At 71.3% G+C, this 26,721-nt stretch carries 26 protein-coding genes and 1 riboswitch; of the genes, 10 read left to right on the forward strand and 16 right to left on the reverse strand.

The window, feature by feature from the left end:
• Positions 1–193 precede the first annotated feature (193 nt).
• The 4 genes from ACZ466_RS15745 to ACZ466_RS15760 all read right to left on the reverse strand — a co-directional run bounded on the left by ACZ466_RS15745 (position 194) and on the right by ACZ466_RS15760 (position 3,708).
• Entirely contained in the window at positions 194–517 is a 324-nt protein-coding gene (locus tag ACZ466_RS15745; protein ID WP_197009256.1) for a histone-like nucleoid-structuring protein Lsr2, read from the reverse strand.
• 711 nt (positions 518–1,228) lie between these two features.
• A complete protein-coding gene (locus tag ACZ466_RS15750; protein ID WP_378293448.1) occupies positions 1,229–2,290 on the reverse strand; it encodes an RDD family protein in 1,062 nt (353 codons plus the stop codon).
• Positions 2,291–2,298: 8 nt separating this feature from the next.
• Positions 2,299–3,156, reverse strand: coding sequence for an RDD family protein (locus ACZ466_RS15755; RefSeq protein WP_378293446.1), 858 nt, complete (start codon positions 3,154–3,156; stop codon positions 2,299–2,301).
• A gap of 3 nt (positions 3,157–3,159) precedes the next feature.
• Entirely contained in the window at positions 3,160–3,708 is a 549-nt protein-coding gene (locus tag ACZ466_RS15760) for an amino-acid N-acetyltransferase (RefSeq protein WP_378293444.1), read from the reverse strand.
• Between the two features lie 321 nt (positions 3,709–4,029).
• A riboswitch (cyclic di-AMP (ydaO/yuaA leader) is annotated at positions 4,030–4,150 on the forward strand.
• 36 nt (positions 4,151–4,186) lie between these two features.
• Between ACZ466_RS15760 and ACZ466_RS15765 the strand changes: the two genes are divergently transcribed.
• From ACZ466_RS15765 to ACZ466_RS15775, 3 genes are all read left to right on the forward strand, one after another.
• A complete protein-coding gene (locus ACZ466_RS15765; RefSeq protein ID WP_378293442.1) occupies positions 4,187–5,146 on the forward strand; it encodes an NlpC/P60 family protein in 960 nt (319 codons plus the stop codon).
• 311 nt (positions 5,147–5,457) lie between these two features.
• Positions 5,458–6,087: a class I SAM-dependent methyltransferase gene (locus ACZ466_RS15770; protein ID WP_378291312.1), complete on the forward strand. Its 630-nt coding sequence runs from the start codon at positions 5,458–5,460 to the stop codon at positions 6,085–6,087.
• A gap of 60 nt (positions 6,088–6,147) precedes the next feature.
• Positions 6,148–7,046 (forward strand): IS5 family transposase gene (locus ACZ466_RS15775; protein ID WP_378291367.1). Its coding sequence is split into 2 segments (ribosomal slippage): positions 6,148–6,490 and positions 6,490–7,046, totalling 900 coding nucleotides; the frame shifts between segments, so codons are not numbered across the junction.
• A 558-nt stretch (positions 7,047–7,604) separates the two neighbouring features.
• Here the strand turns inward: ACZ466_RS15775 and ACZ466_RS15780 are convergent.
• Entirely contained in the window at positions 7,605–7,835 is a 231-nt protein-coding gene (locus tag ACZ466_RS15780; RefSeq protein WP_358399412.1) for a LuxR C-terminal-related transcriptional regulator, read from the reverse strand.
• 569 nt (positions 7,836–8,404) lie between these two features.
• On the opposite strand from ACZ466_RS15780, the gene ACZ466_RS15785 reads away from it, so the two are divergent.
• Both ACZ466_RS15785 and ACZ466_RS15790 read left to right on the forward strand, forming a co-directional pair.
• Positions 8,405–9,433 carry a LacI family DNA-binding transcriptional regulator gene (locus tag ACZ466_RS15785; protein ID WP_464043768.1) on the forward strand — a complete coding sequence of 343 codons (1,029 nt, stop codon included), beginning with the start codon at positions 8,405–8,407 and terminating at the stop codon, positions 9,431–9,433.
• 52 nt (positions 9,434–9,485) lie between these two features.
• Positions 9,486–10,703, forward strand: a complete 1,218-nt coding sequence (locus ACZ466_RS15790) for a cytochrome P450 (protein WP_378291318.1) — start codon at positions 9,486–9,488, stop codon at positions 10,701–10,703.
• A 2-nt stretch (positions 10,704–10,705) separates the two neighbouring features.
• On the opposite strand, the gene lysX is transcribed toward ACZ466_RS15790, so the two are convergent.
• From lysX to ACZ466_RS15810, 4 genes are all read right to left on the reverse strand, one after another.
• Positions 10,706–12,196 (reverse strand): bifunctional lysylphosphatidylglycerol synthetase/lysine--tRNA ligase LysX, encoded by a 1,491-nt coding sequence (gene lysX, locus ACZ466_RS15795; RefSeq protein ID WP_378291320.1) that lies wholly within the window; start codon positions 12,194–12,196, stop codon positions 10,706–10,708.
• A gap of 435 nt (positions 12,197–12,631) precedes the next feature.
• The gene (locus ACZ466_RS15800) at positions 12,632–13,150 is read right to left on the reverse strand and encodes a 2'-5' RNA ligase family protein (RefSeq protein WP_378291323.1); all 519 of its coding nucleotides are present in this window, start codon (positions 13,148–13,150) and stop codon (positions 12,632–12,634) included.
• Between the two features lie 92 nt (positions 13,151–13,242).
• Complete coding sequence (locus ACZ466_RS15805; RefSeq protein WP_378291325.1) at positions 13,243–13,518, reverse strand: hypothetical protein; 276 nt, start codon at positions 13,516–13,518, stop codon at positions 13,243–13,245.
• Complete coding sequence (locus ACZ466_RS15810; RefSeq protein WP_378291327.1) at positions 13,515–14,642, reverse strand: helix-turn-helix domain-containing protein; 1,128 nt, start codon at positions 14,640–14,642, stop codon at positions 13,515–13,517. The genes ACZ466_RS15805 and ACZ466_RS15810 overlap by 4 nt, the downstream gene beginning before the upstream one ends.
• 162 nt (positions 14,643–14,804) lie before the next feature.
• On the opposite strand from ACZ466_RS15810, the gene ACZ466_RS15815 reads away from it, so the two are divergent.
• The 5 genes from ACZ466_RS15815 to ACZ466_RS15835 all read left to right on the forward strand — a co-directional run bounded on the left by ACZ466_RS15815 (position 14,805) and on the right by ACZ466_RS15835 (position 17,955).
• On the forward strand, positions 14,805–15,107 hold the full coding sequence (locus ACZ466_RS15815) for a hypothetical protein (protein WP_378291330.1): 303 nt from the start codon (positions 14,805–14,807) through the stop codon (positions 15,105–15,107).
• A 366-nt stretch (positions 15,108–15,473) separates the two neighbouring features.
• On the forward strand, positions 15,474–15,788 hold the full coding sequence (locus tag ACZ466_RS15820; RefSeq protein ID WP_378291332.1) for a hypothetical protein: 315 nt from the start codon (positions 15,474–15,476) through the stop codon (positions 15,786–15,788).
• Positions 15,789–16,160: 372 nt separating this feature from the next.
• Complete coding sequence (locus tag ACZ466_RS15825) at positions 16,161–16,697, forward strand: hypothetical protein (RefSeq protein WP_378291334.1); 537 nt, start codon at positions 16,161–16,163, stop codon at positions 16,695–16,697.
• A 14-nt stretch (positions 16,698–16,711) separates the two neighbouring features.
• Positions 16,712–17,518, forward strand: a complete 807-nt coding sequence (locus tag ACZ466_RS15830) for a phosphotransferase (protein WP_378291336.1) — start codon at positions 16,712–16,714, stop codon at positions 17,516–17,518.
• The gene (locus tag ACZ466_RS15835) at positions 17,515–17,955 is read left to right on the forward strand and encodes a hypothetical protein (protein ID WP_378291339.1); all 441 of its coding nucleotides are present in this window, start codon (positions 17,515–17,517) and stop codon (positions 17,953–17,955) included. The genes ACZ466_RS15830 and ACZ466_RS15835 overlap by 4 nt, the downstream gene beginning before the upstream one ends.
• Positions 17,956–18,143: 188 nt before the next feature.
• Here the strand turns inward: ACZ466_RS15835 and ACZ466_RS15840 are convergent, their stop codons facing one another.
• The 7 genes from ACZ466_RS15840 to ACZ466_RS15870 form a co-directional block, all read right to left on the reverse strand.
• Positions 18,144–18,926, reverse strand: a complete 783-nt coding sequence (locus tag ACZ466_RS15840; RefSeq protein ID WP_378291341.1) for a type III pantothenate kinase — start codon at positions 18,924–18,926, stop codon at positions 18,144–18,146.
• A 14-nt stretch (positions 18,927–18,940) separates the two neighbouring features.
• Complete coding sequence (gene nadC / locus ACZ466_RS15845) at positions 18,941–19,798, reverse strand: carboxylating nicotinate-nucleotide diphosphorylase (RefSeq protein ID WP_378291343.1); 858 nt, start codon at positions 19,796–19,798, stop codon at positions 18,941–18,943.
• The gene (locus tag ACZ466_RS15850) at positions 19,795–21,432 is read right to left on the reverse strand and encodes an L-aspartate oxidase (RefSeq protein WP_378291345.1); all 1,638 of its coding nucleotides are present in this window, start codon (positions 21,430–21,432) and stop codon (positions 19,795–19,797) included. Before ACZ466_RS15850 ends, nadC begins: the two co-directional genes overlap by 4 nt.
• Before the next feature lie 68 nt (positions 21,433–21,500).
• Positions 21,501–21,914 carry an aspartate 1-decarboxylase gene (gene panD / locus ACZ466_RS15855; protein WP_378291348.1) on the reverse strand — a complete coding sequence of 138 codons (414 nt, stop codon included), beginning with the start codon at positions 21,912–21,914 and terminating at the stop codon, positions 21,501–21,503.
• A 9-nt stretch (positions 21,915–21,923) separates the two neighbouring features.
• Positions 21,924–22,802, reverse strand: a complete 879-nt coding sequence (gene panC, locus ACZ466_RS15860; protein ID WP_378291350.1) for a pantoate--beta-alanine ligase — start codon at positions 22,800–22,802, stop codon at positions 21,924–21,926.
• Between the two features lie 26 nt (positions 22,803–22,828).
• Positions 22,829–23,758 (reverse strand): Rossmann-like and DUF2520 domain-containing protein, encoded by a 930-nt coding sequence (locus tag ACZ466_RS15865; RefSeq protein ID WP_378291353.1) that lies wholly within the window; start codon positions 23,756–23,758, stop codon positions 22,829–22,831.
• Positions 23,759–24,113: 355 nt separating this feature from the next.
• Complete coding sequence (locus ACZ466_RS15870; RefSeq protein WP_378291355.1) at positions 24,114–26,720, reverse strand: ABC transporter permease; 2,607 nt, start codon at positions 26,718–26,720, stop codon at positions 24,114–24,116.
• Position 26,721 lies beyond the last annotated feature (1 nt).

Here is a 26,721-nt window from a genome sequence, read left to right on the forward strand (position 1 = left end):
CCCGCTACGCCCCAAGCGAACGGAACCTTCCCGCAGGTGGACCACCACTGGACCACGACGCGCGCACGGCCGCCGACGCGATGGCCGATTGCATCCTGTCTACCGCGACATGCCCGATACAACCCAAAGATCTCTACGCCACAAGCGAACGGCCCGTCTCACCATCGGAGACGGGCCGTCGCGGCGAGGCGTCTCAGTGGGCGGCCTCGTACTTCTCGATCACATTCGCCGGGATGCGGCCGCGCTCATTGACCTTGATGCCGTGGTCCTTGGCCCAGGCACGGATCTCGGCGCTGCGCTCACGGCTGGACGCACCGCGCTGGCGACGGCGGCGAGTGGTGGCGCCGGCCTTACGGGACTTCTCCACGAACGGCTGCAGAGAATCCCGCAGCTTCTTTGCGTTGGCGCTACTGAGGTCGATCTCGTACGAGGCGCCGTCGATCGAGAACGCTACGGTCTCGTCCGCCTCGCCACCGTCGAGGTCGTCGACGAGAAGCACCTGAACCTTCTGTGCCATGGGGACAGACCTTTCAGCTGGAGCAAACTGCATTCGGTTGACAAAGATATACCGCGATGCTTGCCGATGACAATTCAACTCGCGCGGAAGTAGCCTTCCCCCTCGGTAACTCTTCGTAATCGCCGCCCTCCGAATCCGACGCACGGGCGATACGCGGCGGCAAGGGGCGATACGCGACGGGCCGCCACCGGCGGTCGACCCGGGGTGGCAGGCTGTATGTATTTGTCCGGCAGCCCCGGCCGGGACGGGGATTTCGGAGGTGACCGGGGTCACCTCCGGAGGCCCTGACCAGCACGATCGATCATGCATTGGACCGGTTTCGCGGGCCCCCGGGCTTTCCCGGCCGGGTCCGCGGGCGAAGAAATTAGGCCGGGCACCACCTTAACCGGGGCGGCAACACCCACCCCGGAGCCATCGATTAACCCTGACGTAACGGCACTAACCACACCGGCCCAGGGGGAATGCACGGCAGGCCGGACGCCCGCACGGCAGCCTGATCACGTGCCTCCACCGGGGGGATGTACATCGATACCGGCGGGGGCGGGGTCGGCGAAATCCGTTGCCGTGCGGGGGGCTCGGCCAGGGGAAGTGCTCCGTAGGCGAGTACGGCGCGGGTGACTCTACTGCATACCGATTACAGCGGATAAGTCCTCAATGTCGTCACACAAGGCTCGGCGGGGTGCCGCCGCGTTGTGTCCGCTGGGCGGTTGCTCAGGCGGCGCCGCGCTTCACGACGACGGTGGCCGCAAGGCGGTCGTGCAACGCCTGCCGGCGCACGCCCTCGTACATCAGGCCCGCGTTCCCCACCCAGAAGACACCGGCGATCAGACCGAACACCGGGACGGGCCGTACGGCAATAGGAAGCGCATAGGTGGCCGACCGCAGCAGGGAACGCGCCACCCCTAGCCGTGGGGGCTTCTGAAGCTCTTCCTCCGGAACGCTCCCGTTCTCTGAGGCATCCCCCAGAGCGACTTCCGCCGCGGCTACGGGAGCTCCTTCCACGGCGCCTTCCGGGACTCGTTCCGGGACGTCTTCCAGGACGTCTTCGTGCCCGCCTTCCCGGAAGCCTTCCGCGGCATGTTCCCAGCCGTCTTCAGGAGCGCCTTCCGCCACACCTTCCGCGGCGCCTTCGCGATCCGCTTGGCGGACGCGTTCCGAGGCGCCTTCGACCGTTCCTTCCACGCCGCCTTCCACAGCGCCTTCCCGGACGCCTTCCCGGACGCCTTCGGCTTCTTCGGCGCCTTCGCCTTCCGCCGCTATGGAGGGCTCTGGCGCGCTTTCGACGTCCCGCCGGGCCGTGACGGGCCCCGGCGCCCCCGGCACGCCCCCTGAGGCCGCGAGAGCCGCGCTGCGCACGCCCGGCAGACCCGAGCCGACCCAAGGCCCCTCAGCGACCTCAGAAACGCTCTGGGAGGCTCCCAGGGCACCGTCCGCGGGCGCCGCCGCCCCCTCCGGGACGGGGAACCGCACGACCTCGATGCCCGCGAAACGCTTGCCGAGCGTGCGCCCCCACAGGGAGAGCTGGATCCACTCGTACAGCAGCAGGAAACCGGCGACGGCCGGCGGCGCGACGACGTCGAAGTCGGCGGCCGGCACCACCTCGCGGACGACCGCCACCACGGGCAGCCCCACCACGAGCGTGTCGACGATCCGGGCGAGCAGCCGCTGCCCCGGCTCGGCCAGGCCGGGAACGACCTCCGGGAGCGGCCCCTCGTCAGGAGGCCCCTCGTCGGGGAGCGGGTCGGCCTTCGGTGACTGATCCGCCGCCGCCATGTCCCGCCTTACTCCCTGTACTCGGAGTACTCGTCGTAACCCGCATCGCCGTCCTCGACCCGCTCGTCGATGACAAGCGTGCCCGCGAAGCGGTCGTGCAGGGACTGGTGCAGAGGCTGGTCCCAGATCGCCCACAGGTAGGCCATCAGAGCGCCGATCCAGACCAGGAGCATCCCGTACGCCAGGTAGTCCCACACCATCACGGCCAGGACCAGGAAGAAGAACCCGCCGATCAGGTAGCCCACGTGGATGATGCCCGCGCGCCACACCGCCTGGGTGGTCGTCAGGGCGTCACCGGCGGGACGCACCTGGACGACGCCCAGGTGCAGCATCCGCTTGCCGAGCGTGCGCCCCCAGAGGGAGAGCTGCACCGCCTCGTAAATGAAGGGCAGCACCGACAGGACCGCGAACAGCGTGAAGATGATGGGCCAGTTCCAGATGCCGCCCTCGGTGTCGGTCTTGCTGCCCGCGCTGTCCAGGCCGATCGTGCCGATGACGATCGGCAGGACGAGCGCGAACCCGAACACCGCCACCAGCGCGTTGTCGAGCAGGCGTGCGCCCGCGCGCCGGTAGATGGGGGCGAGGGGCAGGCTGGCGGCCTCGGAGACGTCGTCCTGGTCGCCGCCGTAGTACCCCTGGTCCTGGTACCCCTGGTCCTGGACGGGCTGCTGCTGCCACCCCTGCTGCTGGGGAGGCGGCGCCTGGTTCTGCCACTGCGGCTGGTTCTGCCACTGCTGTTGTTGCGGCTGCTGCCATTGGGGCCCCTGGTAGGGCGGCGGCGGGCCGTACGACCCCTGTCCCTGTCCCTGCGGCGGGCCCGGCTGCGGCGGCTGGGAGTGCCTGCCGCGTCGGGGGGATCTACTCATCGGTCAGTCCTCCAGGCGAAGCAACATCCGGGTATTGCCCAACGTATTCGGCTTGACCCGGTCGAGGTCCAGGAACTCTGCCACGCCTTCGTCGTAGGAGCGGAGGAGTTCTTCGTACACCTCTGGTGAAACGGGAGTCCCGAGGATGGGACGGAACCCGTGACGCCCGAAGAACTCCACCTCGAAGGTAAGACAGAACACCCTTCGCACGCCCAGTTCCCGTGCCGTGTCCAGCAGGCGGGCCACGATGCGGTGACCGATCCCGCGTCCCCCGTATCCCCGCTCGACGGCGACCGAACGGACTTCCGCGAGGTCCTCCCACATGACGTGCAGCGCGCCGCATCCGACGATCCGGCCACCGCCGGGGGCCACAGGGCCGTCCCCCTCCGGTACGGGAAACCTCTCCTCGGCGACCCAGAACTCCTGCACGTCCTCGTAGAGCTTGACGGTGGACTTCTTGAGCAGGCGGCGCCCCGATCCCGCGTACAGGCCGACCAGCCGGCTGATGTCCTGGACGTCGGCGGTGCGGGCACGCCTGATCACGACTTCCACAAACAACCGACGTTATCGGACGGCCGCGGCCCGTCCCGACGAAGGGTGTGAGCGCGCGGAACGGTTCTGGGGGACGGCGGGCAAAATACGGCAAAGCACAACCCAAATACCAGACATACCAGTCATTCAACTCAGAATCGGTCACGGCACCTGGGTTTTCGTCACATCCGGTTGGCACGCCCCTCCGGTTCCGTTAGTCTCCTGCGCTGACATCGGCCGCCGGGACCGATCGCCGGGACATCCGCCCGGACACGGGCGGCCGGACCGCCGAGTCCACGGGCCGCCGCCAGCGTTCCGGGAGCCGGGAACCCAATGTCGGAAGCGTTCCGGGAGCCTCCCGGAGCCGAGACCGACCGGGGTCAATCCGCGTCCATCGCCGCGGACGGGCTGCTCCTTGCCCGCACCCGTCAGCTAACTCGGTAGGCGGACGAGGAGAGGAGAGTTGGTGGAGCGCTCGCGCCCTGGTTCCTTTTCGCGCATGAGACCGGCCGCACGGCTGCGCGCCGGCACGCTGGCCGGCACCGTCGCCGCGATGACCGTGCTGGCACCGCCCGTCGCGGCGCACGCCGACCCCGAGCCGTCCACCAAGGAGCTGCAGACCCAGGCGCACAAGCTCGCCGACCAGCTCGAGCAGCTGACCGAGCAGTACAACGGCCTCAAGGTCAAGCTCCAGCAGTCGCAGCGGGCCGCCAAGGTCGCCACCGACAACGCCGCGCGCCAGGAGAAGGCACTGCAGGGCGTCCGCGAGAAGCTCGGCAGCCTGGCCGCCACCAGCTACATGCAGGGCGGCGCCACCGACCCCACCGTCTCCTTCGTCGCCGCCCAGGACCCGCAGGCCATGCTCGACCAGGCCGCGACCCTGCGCTACTTCGCCACCCAGGACGGCACCCGCGTCGCGAGCATGATGCAGGCCATGCAGGCCGCCCAGCGCGCCCGCAAGTCCGCCGACGAGCGCTCCCAGCAGGTGGAGAAGCTGCGCGGCCAGCTCGACTCGCAGCGCAAGAAGGTCACCACGCTGTATGAGAAGGTGCGTGGCAAGCTCGTCAAGCGCGACCCCACCCAGCTCGCCAAGCTGCCCGTCGTCGGCAGCGGCAAGGCCGCGCAGGCGCTGCGGCTGGCGATGACCAAGATCGGGCGCCCGTACGTGTGGGGCGCCGAGGGCCCGTCCACCTTCGACTGCTCCGGCCTGATCATGTGGGCCTACAAGCAGGTCGGGATCAGCCTGCCGCACTACACCGGCAGCCAGTGGAACGCCGGCACGCACATCTCCAAGAGCCAGATGCAGCCGGGCGACCTGATCTTCTTCTACTCCGACCTGCACCACGTGGGCCTGTACGTGGGCGACGGCAAGATGCTGCACGCCCCGCAGACCGGTGACGTGGTGAAGATCGCCCCGATCGCCGGTCGCCCGTTCGCGGGGGCGGTCCGGGTCGCCTGATCCCTCTCGAAAACCATCCGGAAGCGGCACACCTCAAACACCAAACCCATCTCGCCCGCAGGGGGGTTCGCCCACCCAGGCCGCTGGCCCGCCCGGACCTCGCCCGCCGGGAGGCTCGCCCACTCGGAGCGCCCGCCCACTCGGGGTGCTCGACCGCGGGGGGTTCGCTCGCTCAAGGCGCTCGGCCACCCAGAGCACTCGCCCGCTAGGGCCTGTCCCGTGATCATGTGATCGGACAGCCAGACCTTAAGGGGTTGGGGGACACGGGGCCGAGAAACTGCGAACGTGCGCGGATGCTAGTTTCCTTCCCCGTGATGGAACATCAGGACGACACCCGGGCGGCCTACGACGGGGTCGTCAAGCTGTATGCGTCGATGTTCGCTAATCAGTTGGAGACGCAGCCGTTCTCGCGGAACATGATCGGTACCTTCGCTGAGCTGGTGCGCGGGACGGGGAACCTGCGGGCAGTCGACGTCGGGTGCGGGCCTGGACATCTGACGGCCATGCTGCACGATCTGGGGCTGGACGCCTTCGGGCTCGACTTCTCCCCGGGCATGGTCGACCACGCCCGGCGGGCCCATCCGGCGCTGCGGTTTGATGAGGCGCGGATGGAGGCCCTGCCGGTCGAGGACGGCGCGCTCGGCGGCGTGCTGGCCCACTACTCGATGATCCACACCCCTCCTGGGGATTTGCCCGCGCTGCTCGCCGAGCAGGTGCGTGTGCTGGCACCGGGCGGCCTGCTCCTGGTCTCGTTCTTCGCGACCGACGGATCGGAGCCGGTCCGCTTCGACCACAAGGTGACGCCCGCCTATAGCTGGCCAGCGGACCGGTTCGCCGAGTTGCTGGCCGGGGCCGGGCTCCTCCCGTTCGCCCGGCTGCTCCACGACCCGGCCTCCGAGCGGGGCTTCCTCGACGCCCACTTGCTGGCCCGCCTCCCCTAGATCGTGCCCGTGGCCTTTGGGGGCGGTTTGGTGTAGATCATCCATGTGGATGAGGAACGTCTGAAGCGTCATGATCTGACGGATGCGGAGTGGCTGCTGTTGGAGCCGCTGCTGCCGTCACAGACCGTGCATGGAGCTCGGTGGAATGATCATCGGACGGTGATGAACGGGATCTTCCATCGGACGCGTACGGCCACGCCGTGGCGTGACCTGCCGCCCTGTTATGGCAGGTGGAAGACGGTCTACAACCGGCATCGCCGGTGGTCGCTGGATGGGACGTGGGAGCGGATCCTGGACGGGCTGCGGGCGGGCTGCGACGAGGTCGAGGGCGAGGATTGGACGGTCAGCGCGGACTCGACTGTGGTCCGCGCGCACCAGCACGCGGCCGGGGCACGGCACGCTCCGGCCGTCGACCTGCCTTCAAAGGGGCTTGCAAAGATCACGAAGTGACGTCGGCGGGTCGGGAGGCCCTGGGACGGTCACGGGGCGGGCTGTCCACGAAGATTCACCTGGTGGCCGATCGGCGGTGCCGACCGATCAGCCGGATCCTCACCCCGGGCCAGCACGCGGACTGCCCGAAGTTCATCCCGCTGCTGAAGTCCATCCGCATCCCGCGCCGTGGCCCTGGACGACCCCGCAACCGGCCGGCCAGGGCGATGGCCGACAAGGCCTACTCCTCTCGCACCAACCGCCGCTACCTGCGCAAACGCAACATCAAGGCCGTCATCCCGATGAAGAAGGACCAGGCCGCCAACCGCACGAGACTCGGCTCCAAAGGCGGCAGGCCCCCGGTCTTCGACCGGGAGGCCTACAAAGAACGCAACACCGTCGAGCGCTGCGTGAACAAACTCCGCCAGCATCGTGCCGTGGCCACTCGCTACGACAAACGACAACGCATCTACCAGGGCACCATCGACGTCGCCTCGATCCGCATCTGGCTCCGCGACCCCGTCACATGATCACGGGACACGGCCTAGAGGGTTCGCCCGCTCAGGGGCCTCGCCCGCCAGAGGGCGAGGTTGCTCGTGGGATTCGCCCGTTCGGAGGGCTCGTCCGCTCGGGGCTCTGGTCCGCGCGGGAACTCGTCCACTCGGGGGGCTCGCTACTTGAGGGGTTCGCCCGTTGGGGTTTGCCTGCTCGAGGCGGTGGTCTGGCTGGGCTCGTCCACTCGGGGGCTCGTCGCCTCGGGGCTTGCCCGCTTGGGGTGCTCGCCCGCCGGGGGTTCGCCCGCCGAGGGCTCGTCCACTCGCGGGGGCGTCGCTCGCCTGGGGCTTGGCGAAGGGGAGGCCGCGGTGCCGGGGAGGGCTTCACGCGGCGGGAGGTTGTTTGGGCGGGGGGCCTTAGCCAGGGGGTAGGGAACAACGTCCGCGGCGACGCCTCGCAGGGACCTACCTGCCAGGGGGCGACGCCGCCGCTACGGGGGAAGGACGGAGTTCGTCTTCTCTACTGCCGGTTCCTGCATTCCGCCCGCCTCCTCCTGACGAGCGGGGCCGTGCGACCCTGAACGGATCGTCGACCTAGATGAGCTGCCTACGGGCCGCCCACACAACGGCCTCGATAGGGGTGTTGACCTCGAGCCGATCGCAGATCGTCCGAAGCCTGCGCCGCAGGGTGCGCGCGCTGAGCTCGAGCTTGCGTGCCGCCACATCGGCTGTGACACCGCTGGCGATCTGCGCGAGCAGGCGGATCTCCTCCTCGCTCAATCGCAGATCGTCGGTGCCACGACGTGCGAGTGTGGCCTGTTCCACTCCGTCCTCCCTCGTCCGTGGTGATGACCGCGGGGATGCAGCCGTTCGCTACACAGGCACGGGTAGGCCTCGATCTGTACGCGTTGGTTGCCGGGTCCGGACCCTCCGGACTGAGATCATCTCTCTTGCCGAAGCGCGCGCTTGGCCGGAGGTGGCCGATGGGCCGGTTGACGGGCGCCATGGGGGAACTCCAGGTGACGATGCACTCGTTGGCCAACCGAACGCGGACGCACCTCCGGGTGCGACGGACGCGCCCACGATGGAGTGGACGGCGGTCCCGCCGGAGAGGAGGGCGTCTTGTCCGAGACGGGTCTTGATCGCCAGCCATCTCCACCCGTCCCTTCTCGCTCGATCTTCCGACTCCCCCGTCCCGGCCGTGGACGAAGATCGTGAATCGTTTCAAGCCACGCTTCGGCTCGGAACGCTAGGCGGCCGGATCCGGCCCGTCAAGCGCCCGTTAAGCACTTTGTGCACGCGTATGAACACACACCGTGGTCGACCGCACGGGGGCATCCTGCGGAAAACTCGATAACCTGCGAAAACAAGCCCGGGGTCGGACGAGGAGAGAGTTGCCACAGACCAGCATCCGCGAGGTTGCGAGGCGCGCCGGAGTTTCAGTTGGGACGGTTTCGAATGTCCTAAACCGGCCAGACCTCGTGGCCGAAGCTACCCGTGACCGCGTTCGCGCGGCGATCCAGGAGCTCGGATTCGTGCGGAACGAGTCGGCCCGGCGGCTCCGCCAGGGCCCGCGGCGCTCCTCTGATCGACGCGCGACCAAGCCGCGCCCCCGGGCGTTCGGCATCGTCGTGGAGGACCTCACCAACCCCTACGCCACCGACGTCGCCCGCGGCGCGGAGCTGACGCTCAACGACGCCGGGCACGACGCCCTCTGGCTCAGCAGTGAGTACTCCGCGCGCAAGGAGCGCCGCAACCTGGACATGCTCGTGGAGCACGAGGCTGCCGGGGTACTGGTCGTCCCGGTGGGGCTCGACCCGGCCGGGATCGACCGGCTGCGCTCCTCGTCCGGCATGGCCGTGGTACTGATCGACCACGCCGGCCCGGACGTGTGCTCCGTCCAGGTCGACCATGTGGCGGGCGGCGACATCGCCGCGGCGCACCTGCTGACGCTCGGGCGCGAACGCCTGGTGTTCGTGACCGGGAGGCCGGCCCCGCTGCCGGTGGTGGAGCGCGGCGAGGGCGCGGCGCGCACGCTGGCGAAGGCCGGCGGCGGCGAGATGATCACGCTGACGCAGCGTGCGCTGTCACCCACCGAGGGGCGGGCCGCCGCGCACCGGCTGCTGAAGATGTCGCCGGTGCCGACCGGCGTGTTCTGCGCGAACGACCTGCTGGCGATCGGCCTCACCAACGAGCTGCTGCGGCTGGGCGTGTCCATACCGGACGAGATCGCCGTGATCGGCTACGACGACATCGAGCTGGCGACCAGTTCGGCGGTGCCGCTGACCACCATCCGGCAGCCCCGGTTCTCGGTCGGCGAGGAGGCCGCGGAGCTCGCGCTGGCCGAGTGGGCCGAGGGCGAGTCGCACCTGCACCGGCAGGTGATCCTGACGCCTGAGCTGGTCGAACGGGAGTCCGCCTGACGCCGGACCGACCGCTGTTGACAACCTGTCCGACAGTGCCAGGCTGGGGGGCATGGCACACGTCATCGACGCGGCCGGCGTCCTGGGCTTCGACCCGTTCGACCCCGCCTTCCGCGCCGACCCGTACGGCCACTACCGGCGGCTCGACGCTTCCGGCGTCCCCGCGCGCACCCCGGCCGGGCTGTGGGTCACCACCTCCCACACGCTGTGCGAGCAGGCGCTGCGCGATCCCGGCTTCGGCCACCGTCCCGAGAACGCCGGCCTGTGGCGTGACGCGCCGATGCGCCGCCGCTCGTTCCTCACCATGGACCCGCCCGACCACACCCGGCTGCGGCGGCTGGTGAGCAAGGCGTTCACGGCCCGCCTCGTCGAGCGGCTGCGGCCGCGGGTGGAGGAACTGGTCGACGGACTGGTGGACGCGGCGGCCCGGGAGTCGGCCACCGCCGGCACGGTCGACTTGATCGGCACGCTCGCCTACCCGCTGCCGGTCATCCTGATCAGCGAGCTGCTGGGCGTGCCACCGGAGGACCGCGACCTGTTCAAGGGCTGGTCGGACGCGCTCGCCCGCGGCCTGGACCCCGACTTCGTGCTGCCCGCCGCCGATCTGGCGCGCCGCGACGAGGCACGCGAGGAGTTCGCCGCCTACTTCCGCGGCCTGGCCGACCGGCGCCGCGCCGAGCCGCGCGACGACCTGCTGAGCGCGCTGGTCGCGGTGTCGGACGGCGGCGAGACGCTGTCGGAGGAGGAGCTCCTGGCCACCTGCGTGCTGCTGCTGGTGGCGGGCCACGAGACCACCGTCAACCTCATCGGGAACGGCGCGCTGGCGCTGCTCCGCGACCCGGCCGCACGCGAACGGTTCCGCGCCCGCCCGGACGACGTCGCGGCGGCCGTCGAGGAGCTGCTGCGGTACGACCCGCCCGTCCAGCTCACCCTGCGCGCCGCGCTGCGCGACCGCGAACTGGGGGGCGAGACGATCCGGCAGGGCGAGATGGTGCTGCTCCTCACCGGCGCCGCCAACCGCGACCCGGCCGCCTTCGCCGCCCCCGACCGGCTGGACCTGTCCCGCTACGCCGCCTCCGAGGCACCGCGCCATCTCGCCTTCGGGCACGGCATCCACTACTGCCTGGGGGCTCCCCTGGCCCGGCTGGAGGGCCAGATCGCGCTGAGACGGCTCTTCGAGCGCGAAGTGACCCTGACCGGTGCCCCGCTCACCTACCGCGACAATCTCGTCCTACGCGGCCTCTCCGAGCTCCGGGTGAACGTGGCGTAGCGTCACTCCGGTTTGACCAACGGGAACAGGATCGTCTCGCGGATGCCCTTGCCGGTGAACGCCATGATCATCCGGTCGATCCCGGCGCCCATCCCGCCGGTCGGCGGCATCGCGTACTCCAGGGCGCGCAGGAAGTCCTCGTCCAGCTGCATCGCCTCGAGATCGCCCCCGGCCGCCAGCAGCGACTGCTCGGTCAGCCGCCGGCGCTGCTCGATCGGGTCGACCAGCTCCGAGTACGCGGTGCCCAGCTCGGTGCCGAAGCCGATCAGGTCCCACTTCTCGGTCAGCAGCGGCTCCGCGCGGTGCTGCCGGGTCAGCGGCGAGGTCTCCAGCGGGTAGTCCATGACGAACGTCGGCTGGACCAGGGTGTGCTCCACCAGCTCCTCGAACACCTCCTGGACGAGCTTGCCCTGCCCCCACTTCGGGTCCCAGGAGACGCCGCGCCCGTCGGCGAGCTTGCGCACGGTCTCGATCGGCGTGTGCGGGGTGATCTCCTCGCCCAGCGCCTCCGACACCGCCCCGTACAGCGTGATCCGCGGCCACTCGGGCAGCCCGAGGTCGTACTCCGCGCCCTCGTGGACGACCACCGTGGTGTCCAGCGCCGCGACGACGGCGCGCTGGTACATCCGCTGCGTCAGGTCGGCCATGTCGTTGTAGTCGAGGTAGGTGCCGTACGCCTCGACCATCGTGAACTCGGGGTTGTGGGTGGAGTCGGCGCCCTCGTTCCGGAAGTTCCGGTTGATCTCGAAGACCTTGTCGATGCCGCCCACGACGAGCCGCTTGAGGTACAGCTCGATCGCGATCCGCAGGTACAGATCCATGTCGTAGGCGTTGATGTGGGTCTGGAACGGCCGCGCCGCCGCCCCGCCGTGGATCGGTTGGAGCATCGGCGTCTCGACCTCGAGGTAGCCCTCGTCGTGCCAGAAGTCGCGGACCGCGCGCACCGTGGCGCTGCGGATCCGGGCCATGGAACGGGCCTCGTCGTTGACGATCAGGTCCACGTACCGCTGCCGCACCCGCGCCTCGGGGTCGGTCAGCCCCGCGTGCTTCTCCGGCAGCGGCCGCAGGCACTTGGACGTGATCGCGAACCGGTCCGCCATGATCGACAGCTCGCCCCGCCGCGAGGTGATGATCTCGCCCTCGACCCCGACATGGTCGCCGAGGTCGACCTCCCGCTTCCAGAAGTCGAGCTGCTCCTGCCCGACCTTCGCCAGCGACAGCATCACCTGGACGTCGCCGCTGCCGTCGCGGATCGTCGCGAAGCACAGCTTGCCGGTGTTGCGGACGAGCATGACGCGACCGGCGACGCCGACCTTCTCGCCCGTCTCGGTGCCCGGCTCCAGCTCGGGGTATTTCTCCCGCACCTCGGCGATGGTCGCCGTGCGGGGAAAGGTCACCGGGTACGGGTCGATCCCGCTCTCGCGGAGCCGGTCGAGCTTCTCCCGGCGCACGCGCATCTGCTCCGGGAGCTCGTCGTAGGTCTCGTCACTCACCCGCCCAAGGCTATCGACCCGACACAACCAATTAAGCCCACCACCCGCCCTACGCGGCCGCCCGCCCAGGCCGCGCTCCTCAAGGGGGCGAGGGCGAAGCCCCGCAGGGCCCGTTGGGGCGGAGCCCCCGCCGGAGGCGAGGGGGCTGGTGTTTGAATCGGTCCTCGCTCCGCTCGGGCCGCGCCCCCTGGGGCTCCCGCCCCAGACCCCAAGGCAGGGGGCTCCGCCCCCCACACCCCCCGAAAACCCGGGACGACAAGCAGAAGACAAGCCCTCAAGGGACGCCCGAAGTCCACCAACACGAATCCTGGATCACACGCCCACTTGCCGTTCGGTCACTGACCAACGGGGTTCTCCCGCTTGCCCAGCGGAACGGCTGATCTGTGATCCCATCGGTAGAGCCGTCCGTCACGGACCTGCTCGACAAGGTGAACCTCACCGACCCGCCGGCGGCCCCGGGATTGGAGCGCGAGCGCGTCGATGATGGGTTTCGCTGGGCCATCCCGGTGGCTGTAGGCGACGGAGACGTGCGGGCCCCAGTCGGGCTCGTCGGCGAGCTGGTGCACGTACCGATGCGGCCACGGCGTCTCGGAGCGCCTCGCGCACCGGGTCGAGGGCCTGCGGCGGACGGACGCCGAGCATGATCGCCTCGCTGTGGAACCACAGCTTGCCCAGCTCCACCTCCACAGGGGCCAAGGCGCCGAGCCGTTCCGCAGCCCCTTCAAGCATGGCGTCGACCTCGGCCACGCTGATCTCGTCGGCGAACCCGATGATCTGCGTGGTCATGTGCAGCCACTCCTCCGGGATCAAGTCCAGGCCGTCCAATCCGGCGAGCTTGTCCTGGCACTGGCGTACGAGCTCGCGGGGCTCGGGCTGGTCGTGCAGCAGGATGTGCCACACCAAAAGGCGCCGACCCGGCCTGGCACCGGGCCGCCACCACCAGTGATCGGACATACGGATCGGATATGGGCTCATAGGGCCTCCGGGGTGGCGAGGGCCGCGTGCTCAAGCGAACTGAGCTGGAAGGCGTGGATGCGGAGTTGCGGTTATCCGCGGTGGCGTCCGCACGAGTCCCTGGCGTGGTGGCGGGGTGTGACGTCGCCGGTCGCCAGGACCTCGGCCAGAGCCGCAGCGAACTTCTCCAACGCCTCGACCCGCCCCATGGGGGTGGCCGATTCTGCGACGCCGTCGTCGCGGCGGCACAGCCATGTCTGACCGTCGTCGTCGGTCAGCACGATGACCTTCGTATTGGCGAGGTGAAAGGTCGCGTCCTTGTGACCGCCGCCGTTCAGGACGTCCTCCATGCCGGGCGTCTCATTCATCTGCTGATCTCCCGTAGCTGGTCGCGTGCCTCGCCGATCTCCTGCACCCGTCCCCATGGGAGGGTGCTCGACAGGATGTGGCCGACGTGGATCGTCAGGCGACGCGAGGTCACCAGCGGAACGATCTTTGCAAGGGCGCTCATCCCCTCGGCGACCGCGCCAAGGTCACGGGCCTTGATCGCCGACTTGGTGAGCCGGGCCCGATAGAGGCCGAGCAGCAGCGGAGATCGGGACTCCACCGACGCGACGGCCGCTTGAAGGTCGACAGCGCCCTGGCTGTGCAGGCCACAGTCGCTCAGCGCAATTCCCGAGTTTGCCATCAGCTCGGCGCCGTCGACCGGACTCAGCCGACCGGCAAGGCCTTGGGCTTTCTCCAGCGCCCGCCGCACAGGCCGTTCCTGTCCGGGGAGCACGGCTAGGGAGCGGCCGAGGCGGACCAGCAGCATTGCGCGGGTCGCGTCATCGAGGCCGTCGAGGGCAAGGCCGCAGCGAACGTATTCAGCGGCGCGGGAGTTCGGTACGCCATAGGTGCGGATGAGCGACAGGGTTGCGTAGGCGTGCGCTTGGCCGCGCGTGTCTTCCGCCTTGACGGCGAGCGCGAGGGCGAGCGAGGCGACTCGCTCAGCTTGGTCCAGGTGCCGGGTGTCGTGGAGCACGAGCGCGGCCTGCCGGGCCAACTCGGACCCGGCGACCTGAAGGCCGGTGTCCTTCTCGCCGACCGCAGGGGCGATGTGGTGGACGTGGCGCATGGCCTCGCGGATGAGCGGGGCGCCGCCGATCTGCTCCTCAGTATGGGCAAGGCGGTCGGCGAGCAGTTGCACGAACGCTGCGTCACGATACGGGTTCGTTTGGGTCGCCGAGGGGATCAAGGCGACGCTCGCCGCCGACGCCAGGAATCGGCGTCTCTTCACAGGGTCCTCCTCCTGGCTGGGTACCAGCTCCAGCTCCCAGCCCGCGCGGCGCAGCAGGTCGGCGGATCGGGCCATCCCAGGGTCGCGTTTGCCTGACAGGACCATCGAGACCCAGGGCTGCGGGACGCCGAGCTTGCGGGCGAGTGCGGCACCAGTCAAGCCGTGGCGTTTCATGACCACCGTAAACGCCTCGCCGAGGCTGCTCACGCCCATGCCTCGCAACGTATAACGGCGCGTTATGGGGTGACTACCCAGCTGGACGAACCGTTCCTACCGTGCTGCGCACAGCGTGTCACCCGACACGAAAGACGGCCCCGGCCCGGTGCGCGAACACCGGGGGAGCCCGGAGCCTCGGCCGGAAGGAGACTCCGACCTATGGCTGATGGTAGATCCATCACCGATCCCCTCGCCCAGCTTGCCGCGTTCCTGGGCGGGCAGGGCCTCAAGACCGAGCTGACCGAGCGCGGCTTGAAGGTGGTCAACCCGGAGATCGCCGGGTGCTGCTCGGCCAACGCGGCCGACACGGTCACCTGCCGTCCGCGGCCGGAGGACGGCGGGCGGCTGTGGCTGTGGACGTCGTGGGGCGAGCCGATCGCCGAGGCCGACCACATCGTCGACGCCGCCCTGATCATCCGCGGCAACCTCGCCCGTCGCGCACTGGGAGAGGTCGCGCGGTGAGCGCGATGGCTCCGCCACCGGCGGAGGTCTCCCGGATCGTCGCCGAGTTCGGCCGCCGTTTTCCGGGCGTTGTGGCCTGGTGGGGACGCTCCACGGGGAGTTGGTGGGCGCTGACCCGCGACGGCTTTGGCCGTGACCATTTGGTGGAGGCGCCCGACCCGGCCGAGCTGTCTCGCCGCGTGCGGTCCGTCCTCACCACGCCCCGATTCGCCCACGACCGCCAAAGCCGTCGGACGCCCGGCACACCCGACGCCGGTCGGCCCGGCGCAAACCCGGGCCGCAAACGCACGGCCGCCGGGGACTCCTCGGGCACAGCCCGCTTTGCGGGCGTTGCTGACACCCGCGACGATTTCTGGAGCGCGAAGCATGCCTCGCTTCACCAACCCGTCCGGCCTGGCACCGTACGCGCCATTCGGCCCGCTCGACAGCCTGCACGGCGCACTCCGCCGAGCCTTCCCCCAGGTGAGCGCAGCGCGCGTCAGGATGCCGTCGGAGTTCCTCACCGTCGCCTACCGGCACCGGGGGCCTTGGCGGATCTGCTGGGACGACGGCGACGAGCTGTTCGTCTGGGCCTCTGGTCCTGACAAGGACAAGCCCGTCGGCACCCTCATCTACGTCGAGCGAACCGCACAGCGCGTCGCGCGCCCGCTCGGCGTGACCACCGACGTGCTGCGGTGCTGACACGCCGCACGTAGACGCGGCTAGGACGGCTCACCGAGCGCCAGTGACGCTGAACCCAATTCCGACGCGCGCCCGTCCAGACGGCGGGGCGGGCTGGCCGAAACGGCGCGGCAGCCAGCCCGCTCCGCATCGAAGCCGTGCGCCGATCACACCTCCTCGCGGGAAATCTCCATGCACCCCGGGGCTGGCCGCACGGTCCAGATCCCCGGGCGGTGAGGCGGAAGCGTCACCGCCCGGGAAGCAAGGGAATCGTGCGGCCGGTGCTCTTTCAGTCCCCCCGGAGGGCACCGGCCGCACCCACAGGCTGCGGCTCCGGTAGATGGCGCGCGCCGGGGCCAGAGCAGCAACATCCACAGCGCGCCGGAGGTGCACATGACCATCGCCACCGACCAGACGGCCAGCGCCGTCAAGAACCCGCGCACGCTGATCCCCAGCTGGGCGTTCGACCTGCTGGTGTACGACTTCCGCAAGAAGCACCACACCTCGCACGCCTACACCGAGCGCGTCGTCGGCCAGACCCTGGTGTTCCTGAAAGCCGCAGGTCAGATTCGCCGTGAGGCGCGGCGTGACCCCGGCGCCTACGTCAGGATCGTGCCGACCAGGCCGGTCGATGAAGCGTGGCACGAGGCCCTCCAGCGGACCGAGGTGTACCTTCCGATGAGCCTGGCGTTCGCGAACTCGATGATCCACCACCGGCCTGTGATGGACGACGACATCGCCTCCGGGGCCGCCCTCGCCCGCACCATCCCGTACCTGCACCGCACGGGCATGTACGTCGACCCGGAGTTCTGGAACGCCGAGGCCGGGTCGTCCTGCTGCCCGCCCGAGTGCAACGACCAGGGCGGCCGGGAGTTCCTCGGCTCCTGGGAGGGCCGGGTCGCCGACGGGCCGCTCACCATCTCGTTCTGACCGAAGGAGCCTCAATGCGCACCGACTGGAGTGAGCTGCCCACCCAGGTTCGGGACGGGATCCTCGCCGAGACGGGCCCGATCAGCAGGGTCGAGCCCGCGCCGACGGGAAACCACGCCGACGTCGCCTCCACGCTCCACGCCCTGGACGGGCGGGTGTTCGTCAAGGCTGCGCGGAAGCTCGCGGACCGGGACGGCCCCGAGGTCATGTCGCTGCGCCGCGAGGCGGCCATCAATCCCTTCGTGACCGAGTTCACTCCCCGGCTCCACTGGACGGTGGAGGCCGGGGAGTGGCTCGCCCTTGGGTTCGAACACATCACCGGACGAGCCGCGGACTTCACCCCAGGCTCGGCGGACTTGGAGATCCTCGCCAAGACCGTCCACGCTCTCCAGACCACATCCTGCCCCGACGTGGTGCGGATGGCCGTGGAGCGGCGCTGGACCTCCGTCGGCGACGACGTCACACCGCTGGCCGGCGGCGCGCTGCTGCATACCGACCTGAACGAGGACAACTTCCTGATCGCCGACGGGCACGCGTACCTGGTCGACTGGGCGTTCGCCGCTCGCGGCGCCCCGTTCGTCGAACTGGGGCTGCTCATCCCGTGGCTGCTCAAGGCTGGCCACACCCCCGAGCAGGCCGACGCGTGGGTCACCCGGTTCGGTTCGTGGACCGATGCTGACCCCGCGCACATCGACCTGTTCTCGAAAGTGTTCGCGGCCAAGTGGTGGGCCAACGGCCAGACCAACACCGCCGACTGGGTGCGGTTGCACGCCGACCTCACTGGCCGGTGGGCGGAGTACAGGCTCGGGAGCCGACCATGACCGACTGGATACAGCATCACCCCACCACACCGATGACCACGCGGGACGGCCGGGCCGTCGAGATCGATGTGGAGATCGCGCCTCTGGTCGAACAGCTCTGGCGGCTGGGTTACACGACCAAGCTGGCGTGCCAGGATGCAGGCGAGGCGATCCTGCACGGCGGAACCCGTGTGGCTCCCTCCGACCGGGACCGCCAGTCGGCCTGCCACGCTGGCAGGGCCTGGATCATCGTGGGCGTCGACGACGGTCCCGCGCTGCTGAAGGCCGTACGATCTCTGGCCAGCGCGGGCACCTGGCGGTCATTCCCTGTCACCAAGGGCAACGACCCCGAGGCGTGGATGTCGATCACCTTCCCCCGACGGGACATCACCGCGGCTGCCGAACTCCTCCGGCGGGCTTCCGCCGAAGACCAGGCGGGGAGTCGAGCGGTTCCATAAGCGGGTCAGGCTGCCGAGTCGGTGACGCCATTGGCGCTTGTCGAGCGTTGTCCCGGCTTGCCGGTCCGGGGTTTTTCGGGGGGTGTGGGGGGCGGAGCCCCCTGCCTTGGGGGTCTGGGGCGGGAGCCCCAGGGGGCGCGGCCCGAGCGGAGCGAGGACCGATTCATGGGCCCCCCGCCTATCCGCGATTACACGGCGTTTCGTTGGTAGATCAGGCGTAGGCCCACCAGGGTCAGCCAAGGCTCGAAGACGTCGATGCTCCTCGACTCTTCCAGGACGAGGGGGGCCAGGCCGCCGGTGGCGATGACGGTGACCTCGTCGGGGTCGGCGGCGAGCTCTTCCGACATGCGTTCGACGATGCCGTCGACCTGGCCGGCGAAGCCGAAGATGATGCCGGACTGGAGCGCCTCGACGGTGTTCTTGGCGATCACGTTCCGCGGCCGGACGAGTTCGATCTTGTGGAGCTGGGCGCCGCGGACCGAGAGGGCGTCGATGGAGATCTCGATGCCCGGGGCGATCGCGCCGCCGACGTACTCGCCCTTGGCGGAGACGGCGTCGAAGGTGGTGGCGGTGCCGAAGTCGACGACGATGGCGGGGCCGGTGTGCAGGTGGACGGCGGCGAGCGCGTTGACGATGCGGTCGGCGCCGACCTCCTTGGGGTTGTCCATCCGGACCGGGACGCCCGTCTTGACACCCGGTTCGACGATCACCGCGGAGACGTCGCCGTAGTAGCGGCGGCACATCTCACGCATCTCGTGCAGGACGGACGGGACGGTGGAGCACAGCGCGATGCCGCTGATGTCGGTCTCGGCCAGCAGCGGGCTCTGCTGGACCAGGCCCTGGAGGACGACGGCGATCTCGTCGGCGGTGCGCCGCGGGTCGGTGTTGATCCTCCAGTGCTCGATCACCTCCTCGCCCTCGAACAGGCCGAGGACGGTGTGGGTGTTACCGACGTCGATGGTGAGCAGCATCAGGTCCCCGCTGATCAGGTGAAGTCAAGGCCGATGTCGAACACGCGCGCCGAGTGCGTCAGCGCGCCCACTGCAAGGTAGTCCACGCCGGTCACGGCCGCGTCTCGGGCCCGGTCGTACGACAGTCCGCCGCTGGCCTCGAGTTCGGCGCGGCCCGCGACGCGCCGTACCGCCTCGGCCATGTCGGCGTCGCTCATATTGTCCAGCAGGATCGAGGCGGCCCCGACCGCGACGGCTTCGTCGACCTGGTCGAGGGTGTCGCATTCGACCTGGACGTGCAGCGCGGGGTAGACGTCGCGGATGGCCCGGTACGCGCGGGTGATGGAGCCGGCGGCGGCGATGTGGTTGTCCTTGATGAGCGCGGCGTCGTGCAGGCCCAGGCGGTGGTTGACGCCGCCGCCGCAGCGCACCGCGTACTTCTGCAGGGCGCGCAGGCCGGGGAGGGTCTTGCGGGTGTCGCGGACCCTGGCCTTGGTGCCGGCGACGGCGTCGGCCCAGCGGCGGGTCTCGGTGGCGATGCCGGACAGGTGGGTGAGCAGGTTGAGGGCGGTGCGCTCGGCGCGCAGGACGGCCCTGGTGGGTCCGGCGACCGAGAGGAGGACCTGCCCGGCGGTGACGCGGTCGCCGTCGGCGGCCTTGGCGGTGTGGTCGATGTCGAGCAGGTCGAACACGACCTCGGCGACGGGGATCCCGGCGACGACGCCGTCCTCGCGGGCGGTGAGGTCACCGGAGGCGGTGTCGCCGGGCGCGAAGATCGGTTCGCTGGTGACGTCGGTGGGCCCGTCTTCGGCCAGTGCGGTTCGCACCAGGTTTTCCACAGCCTGTGGATCGAGTCCGGCGTCGCGCAGCCGTCCCTCCAGCTCCGGCGTCATGTCACGTTCCTCTCGTAGGTGGTCGTGCCGTCCAGGGCGGTGACCAGGTGGCCGGCCCAGGCGGTGTCGTCGCGGTCGGGGAAGTCCTCGCGCCAGTGGCTGCCGCGGGTCTCCTCGCGGCGGCGGGCGGCGGCGACGATCGCGGTCGCGACCGCGTGCAGGTTGGTCGCCTCCCACGCCTCCACGCCCGGTTCCGCGGTGGTGGCGAGGTCGCGGAGTTCGCGTTCGGCGGCGGCCAGGCCGGCGGCGTCGCGGAGCACTCCGGCGTGCGCCGTCATGATCCGCTGGATGTCCGCGCGGGCGGCCGGGTCGATCAGGCCCTGCTGTCCCTTTGGCGGGACGGCCTGGTCCGGTGGGGGCGAGGCTTCGAGGGCCTCGGCGATGCGCTCGGCGAAGACCAGCCCTTCGAGGAGGGAGTTGGACGCCAGTCGGTTGGCGCCGTGCACGCCCGTGCAGGCGACCTCGCCGCACGCGTACAGGCCGGGGACCGACGTGCGTCCGTACAGGTCGGTGCGGACGCCGCCGCTGGCGTAGTGCGCGGCCGGGACGACCGGGATCGGCTCGGTCACCGGGTCGATGCCGTGGTGGCGGCAGGCCGCGAGGATGGTCGGGAAGCGCCGCTCCCATGTGCGGGCGCCCAGGTGGCGGCCGTCCAGCAGCATGTGCGGTGTTGTGGTTTCCCGCATCCGGTTCATGATCGCCTTGGCGACGATGTCGCGCGGCGCCAGTTCGGCCAGCTCGTGCCGGCCGAGCATGAACCGCTCGCCCGCGTGGTCGACGAGGTGGGCGCCCTCGCCGCGCACCGCCTCGGAGATCAGCGGCTGCTGCCCGCGCGCGCCGTCCCCCAGCCACAGCACCGTCGGGTGGAACTGGACGAACTCCAGGTCGGTCACGGCGGCCCCGGCGCGCAGTGCCAGCGCCACGCCGTCGCCGGTGGAGACCTCGGGGTTGGTGGTGGCCGAGAACACCTGGCCGAGCCCGCCGGTGGCCAGCACGACGGCGCCCGCCCGTACCGCGCCGACCCCGCCGGGCTGGCCCTCGCCCATCACGTGCAGCGTCACCCCGGCGGCCCGGCCGGAATCGTCCCGGAGGAGGTCGAGCACCAGGGCGTGCTCGATCACCTCGATGCCCTTTTCCCCGCCCGATGGGCGGGCGGCCCCACCCTCCGCTTCCTTGAGGGCGGCGAGGAGGGCGCGGCTGATCTCGGCGCCGGTGGCGTCGCCGCCCGCGTGCGCGATGCGGCGGCGGTGGTGGCCGCCCTCGCGGGTCAGCGCGATCCCGCCGTCCTCGGCGCGGTCGAACTCGGCGCCGAGCGCGATCAGCCGCCGGACGGCCGCGGGGCCCTCGGTCACCAGCGTCCGCACCGCGTCCTCGTCGCACAGGCCGACGCCCGCGGTCAGGGTATCGGCCAGGTGCTCCTCGGGGCTGTCGTCGGACGCGAGCGCGGCGGCGATCCCGCCCTGCGCCCAGCGGGTGGAGCCCTCGTCCAGCAGCGCCTTGGTGACCAGCAGGACCCGTCCGCGCTCGCGGCACCGCAGCGCCGCGACCAGGCCGGCGATGCCGGAGCCGATCACGACGACGTCGGTGTGGACGGTCCAGCCGGGCTCGGGGGCGGCCAGGTGCCGAGGGGTCATGGGGTCCTCCCCAGGAGGTCTGTTTTCGTCATTGTGACATTAATCCCTGGGGAGGCCGTGCGCCGGGGTCAGCGAACGAGGTCGCCGCGCAGCTCCGCCGACCCCGGGACGGGCTCGGCCGGGTCGTCGCCCAGCGAGATGATCGTGTTCGACCTGTCCACGTGCACCACCCGCGGCGTGAACGAGCGCGCCTGCTCGTCGGTCATCGCCGCGTAGCTGATGATGATCACCAGGTCGCCGGGCTGGACGAGCCGGGCCGCGGCGCCGTTGATGCCGATCACGCCCGAGCCGCGCTCCCCGGCGATCAGGTAGGTCTCCAGCCGGGCGCCGTTGTCGATGTCGACCACCTGCACCTGCTCGCCCGGGAGCAGGTCGGCGGCGTCCATCAGGTCCTGGTCGATGGTCAGCGACCCCACGTAGTGCAGGTCGGCCTGGGTGACGGTGGCACGGTGGATCTTGGACTTGAACATCGTCCGGAACATGGGGGCTCCTTAGATCTCGGAGGGACCGAACCGCATCGGGAGGTTGTCGATCAGGTGGGTGGCGCCGACCCGGCCCGCCACGGCGAGCACTGCCGGGCCGGTGTGGGCGTCGTCGATCTCGGTGAACGTCGTGGGGTCGACCAGGACCAGGTAGTCCAGGTCCAGTGGCGGCGCGGCGTGCGCCGCCTTGTCCAGCACCGCGCGGGCGGCGCGCACGACCGCGGACGGGGCGGAGCCCGCGGCGGCCGCGTCCCCGCCCGCGCGCAGCGCCTGCGACAGCGCCAGCGCCGTCTCCCGCTCCAGCTCGGACAGGTAGCGGTTGCGGCTGGAGAGGGCCAGGCCGTCCGGCTCCCGGACGGTCGGGGCGCCGACGACCCGCACCGGCACGTCCAGGTCGGCCACCATCCGGCGGATCATGGCCAGCTGCTGGGCGTCCTTCTCCCCGAAGACCGCCGCGTCCGGCCGGACCAGCTGGAACAGCTTCATCACCACGGTCAGCATCCCGTCGAAGTGGCCGGGCCGCGCGGCGCCCTCGACCACCTCGCCCATGGGCCCGGAGCGGATCGTGACCTGCGGCTCGGCCGGGTACATCACCGCGCGGGACGGCGCGAACACCAGGCCGGCGCCCTCCTCCGCGCAGGCCGCCAGGTCCCCGGCGAACGTGCGCGGGTAGCGGTCGAAGTCCTCGTCCGGGCCGAACTGCAGCGGGTTGACGAAGACGCTCACCGCCACCGTGTCCGCGATCTCCCGCGCGCGGCGGATCAGCGACCGGTGGCCCTCGTGCAGCGCGCCCATGGTCGGCACCAGCGCCAGCGTCCCGGAGACCCGCGACCGCGCCGCGGCCAGTTCCTCACGGGTACGCGCGATCACGGGGGTCGTCCCCTCCACCGGGCCTCCTCGATGTTCGTTCCGGATCAATCCGCCAGCACCTCCAGGAGCCGCTCGGCGTCCTCGGCCTTGAGCATCCCGGCGGCCAGGGCGCGGTCGGCGGTCAGCCGGGCCAGCGCCACGTACGCCGCGCGCCCCTCCCGCGACTCCCCGCCCAGCGCCGCGACATGGCCGGCGACCGTGCCGGCGTCGCCGCGCGCGACCGGGCCGGTGAGACCGTCGATGCCGAGCCGCAGCGCGTTGTCGAGCGCGGCGCCCAGCAGCGGGCCGAGCATCCGCCCCGGCTCGGCCACGCCGGCCCGCGCCAGCATGTCCATCGCCTCCACCACCAGCGTGACCAGGTGGTTGGCGCCGCCGGCCAGCGCGGCGTGGTAGAGCGGGCGGCGCGCCTCCTCGATCCAGGACGGCTCCCCGCCCATCTCCAGCACCAGCGCCTCGGCGACCGGGCGCAGCGGCTCGGGCGCGGTGACGCCGAAGGAGATGCCGGTCAGCCGGCTCACGTCGTCGGGCCGCCCGGTGAACGTCATGACCGGGTGCAGCGCCAGCGGCAGCCCGCCGGCCCGGGTGATCGGGTCGAGGACGGCGGTGCCGTACCGGCCGCTGGTGTGCGCCACCAGCTTGCCGGTGACGGGGACGCCGGTGGCGACCAGCCCCGCGGCCAGTTCGGGGAGCGCGTCGTCGGGGACGGTCAGCAGCACCAGGTCGGCGGCGGCCACGACCTCCTGCGGGGTGGTCAGGACCGCGCCCGGCAGCAGTTCCCCGGCGCGCCGCTGCGAGCGGTCGGACACCGCCGCGGCGGCGGTCACCCGGTGGCCGGCGCGGGTGAGCGCGACGCCCAGCGCCGTGCCGACGCGTCCCGCGCCCACGATGCCCACGGCGAGCCGCGCGGGACGGTCCTCAGGGCGGACCGGGCCGTTTTCGGGCGTGCCGGAGGAGGGCGTGCGGTGTCGATCCATGAAATCCGTTCCAGTCCTCGGGTAGGTACCGGACGTGCGCGACCCAGCGTACCCGCGAGCCCGAGGCCGTACAGCACCCGCGGGGACCCTGGCGGTCCGGCAAGGGTTCGGCTACCGCACGTTACGGAACCCTCGGCGCGAACGCCACAGTCACCGCCGGGTCAGGCAAGGCTTCCTGAAAACCGGTTGCACCCTCTGACCTGCGCCGGATAGCTCTGAGTGGCGCTGGTCACGCGGAGTGTATGACAGTGCTCCGCCAACGCCTCCGCCCCACCGCTCATCCCGTACGGGCGGTGGGGCGGAGTAGGGGCCCCGGGGCCCGGGCCCCGGGGCCCCGGATCAGCCGGGGCCGTGCTCAGTCGTACGACAGCGACTCCACGATCGAGGCCCGCGCCGCCCGCCGGGCCGGCAGCACCGCGGCGAGCATCCCCGCCACCCCGGCCAGCAGCATGAACCCGGCGACCTGCAGCCAGGGCAGCGCGAACACCGCGCTCTCGCCCATCGCCCGGGTGGACGCCCAGCCGAACACCACCCCGAGCACCACCCCGGTCAGCGCCCCGATGACGGCCATGACCAGCGCCTCCACCGACAGCATCCGGCGCAGTTGCCGCTTGGTGAGGCCGAGCGCGCGCAGCAGCGCCGACTCGCGGGTCCGTTCCACCACCGACAGCGTCAGCGTGTTGGCGATGCCGAACAGCGCGATCACGATCGCCAGCGCCAGCAGCCCGCCGAACACCAGCAGCACCGTGTCGATGGCCCTGGTGAACTCCTCGCGCAGCTCGGCGGCGGAGGTGAACCGGGCGGCCGGGTACGGCTCGGCGGCGGCCTCCACGGCGGCGCGGGCCCGTTCGGCGGGCACCCCGGCGGCGGCCTTGACGAAGACCCGGTACGGGTCGGCGGCGCCGTACATCCGGCCGAAGTCCGCCTCGGTCAGCACCAGGCCGTAGATCGGCACGTCGCCGGTGAAGATCCCGGCCACCTTCACCTGCATGGCCTGCCCGGCCACGGGCCGCCGGGCCGCCGAGGCCCCGGTCCCACCGTCGGCCGTGTCCGGTTCCCGCCCGAGGCCCTGGACGGTCACGGTCTGCCCGGTCCGCAGGTTCCGGGCCTTGGCGGTCTCCTCGTCCACCAGCGCCGCGCCGGGACGCAGGCCCTCCAGCGAGCCGCTGGCGAACTCGGGCCGCACCAGACCGCCCAGCGCCGACTGGGTGATCGTGGCGACGGCGCCCTCCCGCCCGGCGATCTCGGCGTCCCGCTGCCGCAGCTCGACCACCCCGCCGATCTCGGGACGGCCGCGCAGGGCCTGCCCCAGCGCCGCGGGCACCCCCTCCTGCCGGTCGCCGCCGTACTGGGCCTGGATCTGGAAGTCCATCGGGAACTGCTCGTCCAGCTGCCGCACGGAGGTCGCCTTGCCGCTGGCGGCGATCACCGCGAACAGGCTCATCAGCCCGACCCCGATGGTGAGCGCGATCGTCGTGGTGGCGGTGCGCCGGGGCGCGCGGCGGGCGTTCTCCACCGCGAGCCGTCCGGGCACGCCCGCGGCGCGGCCCGGCAGCGCGCCCACGACCCGGCCCAGCGGGCGGACCAGGGCGGGCATCACGGCGATCACCGCGAGGAACACCAGGGCGCCGCCCGCCGCGACCGCGAACATGGCCGTCTGGCCCTTGTCCATGACCACCGACCCGAGCACGACCACCGCGGTCCCCGCCGCGGCGAACAGCACGGTGAGGACGGTCCGGGCCCGGCCGAGGCGGAACCGGCCGGTGCCCGGCTCCAGGTCGGAGCGGAGCGCGGCGACGGGCGCCACCCGGGTCGCGCCGCGCGCCGGGAGCAGCGCCGCCAGGACGGTGACCACCACCCCGACGGCCAGGCCGACCAGCACCGTGCGCGGCGCCAGCGTCACATCGGCCGGCGACAGCGCGGGCCCGGCGGGACCGGCGACGCCCAGCCCGCCGAGCAGCGCCAGCGTCGCGGCGCCCAGGCCCAGCCCGGCGGCCAGGCCGAGCAGCGAGCCGACCAGCCCGACCGCCGCGGACTCGGCCAGCACGCCCGCGAAGATCTGCCGGCGGGTGGCGCCGACGCAGCGCAGCAGCGCCATCTCCCGCATCCGCTGCGCGATCAGGATGGAGAAGGTGTTGTAGATGACCAGGGCCGAGACCAGCACCGCGACCAGCCCGAACAGCAGCAGCCCGGTACGGATGACCTCGGTGTCGGCGCCCGCGGCGGTGGCCAGCTCGTCCGCCAGCCGCTCCCCCGTCATGACCCGGTGGTCACCCCGCCCCGCGGCGGCGGCGACCGCGGCGGGGCTCGCGCCCGCCACGTCGATCTCCTGGAACGTCCGCTCGCCGGTCATCCGGGCCGCGGTGGACGGGTCGAACCCGACCGCCCCGCGGAAACCGGCGTCGCCGTCGAGCCCGACCCCGACCAGCCCGACGACGGTGAACCGGTGCGGGGCCTTGCGCGGGTCCAGCACGGTGATCGTGTCGCCGACCCGGTACTTCGCCCGGGACGCCACCCGCGAGTCGAGGACGGCCTCGCCCGGCCCGTTCGGCGCCCGTCCCTCGTCGAACCCGAACCGGGGCATCCGGCCGCCGGTGACCGAGAGCCCGACCGTCGGCATGTCGCCGACCACCTTGCCGTCCCGGCCGACCAGCGCCGCGTCCCCGCGGACCAGGCCGTGCGCCTCCCGCACGCCCGGCACCGCGCGGATCCGCGCCAGCATGTCGGCGGGCAGGCCCTTGCCGGACTCCGCACCGGAGTTCTCGCCGGAGTCCTTGCCGGGCAGCACCGCCACGTCCACCTTGCCGGCGGAGCGGGCGAAGGTCTTCTGGACGCCGGTGTCCATCGCGTCGGTGAGGACGAACGTCCCCCCGATGAACCCCACGCCGAGGGTGATCGCGACCGCCGTGAGCAGCAGCCGCAGCTTGTGGGCCCGCAGGCCCGCCAGTGTCGTCCGCAGCATC

The organism is Actinomadura rugatobispora (assembly GCF_055379765.1).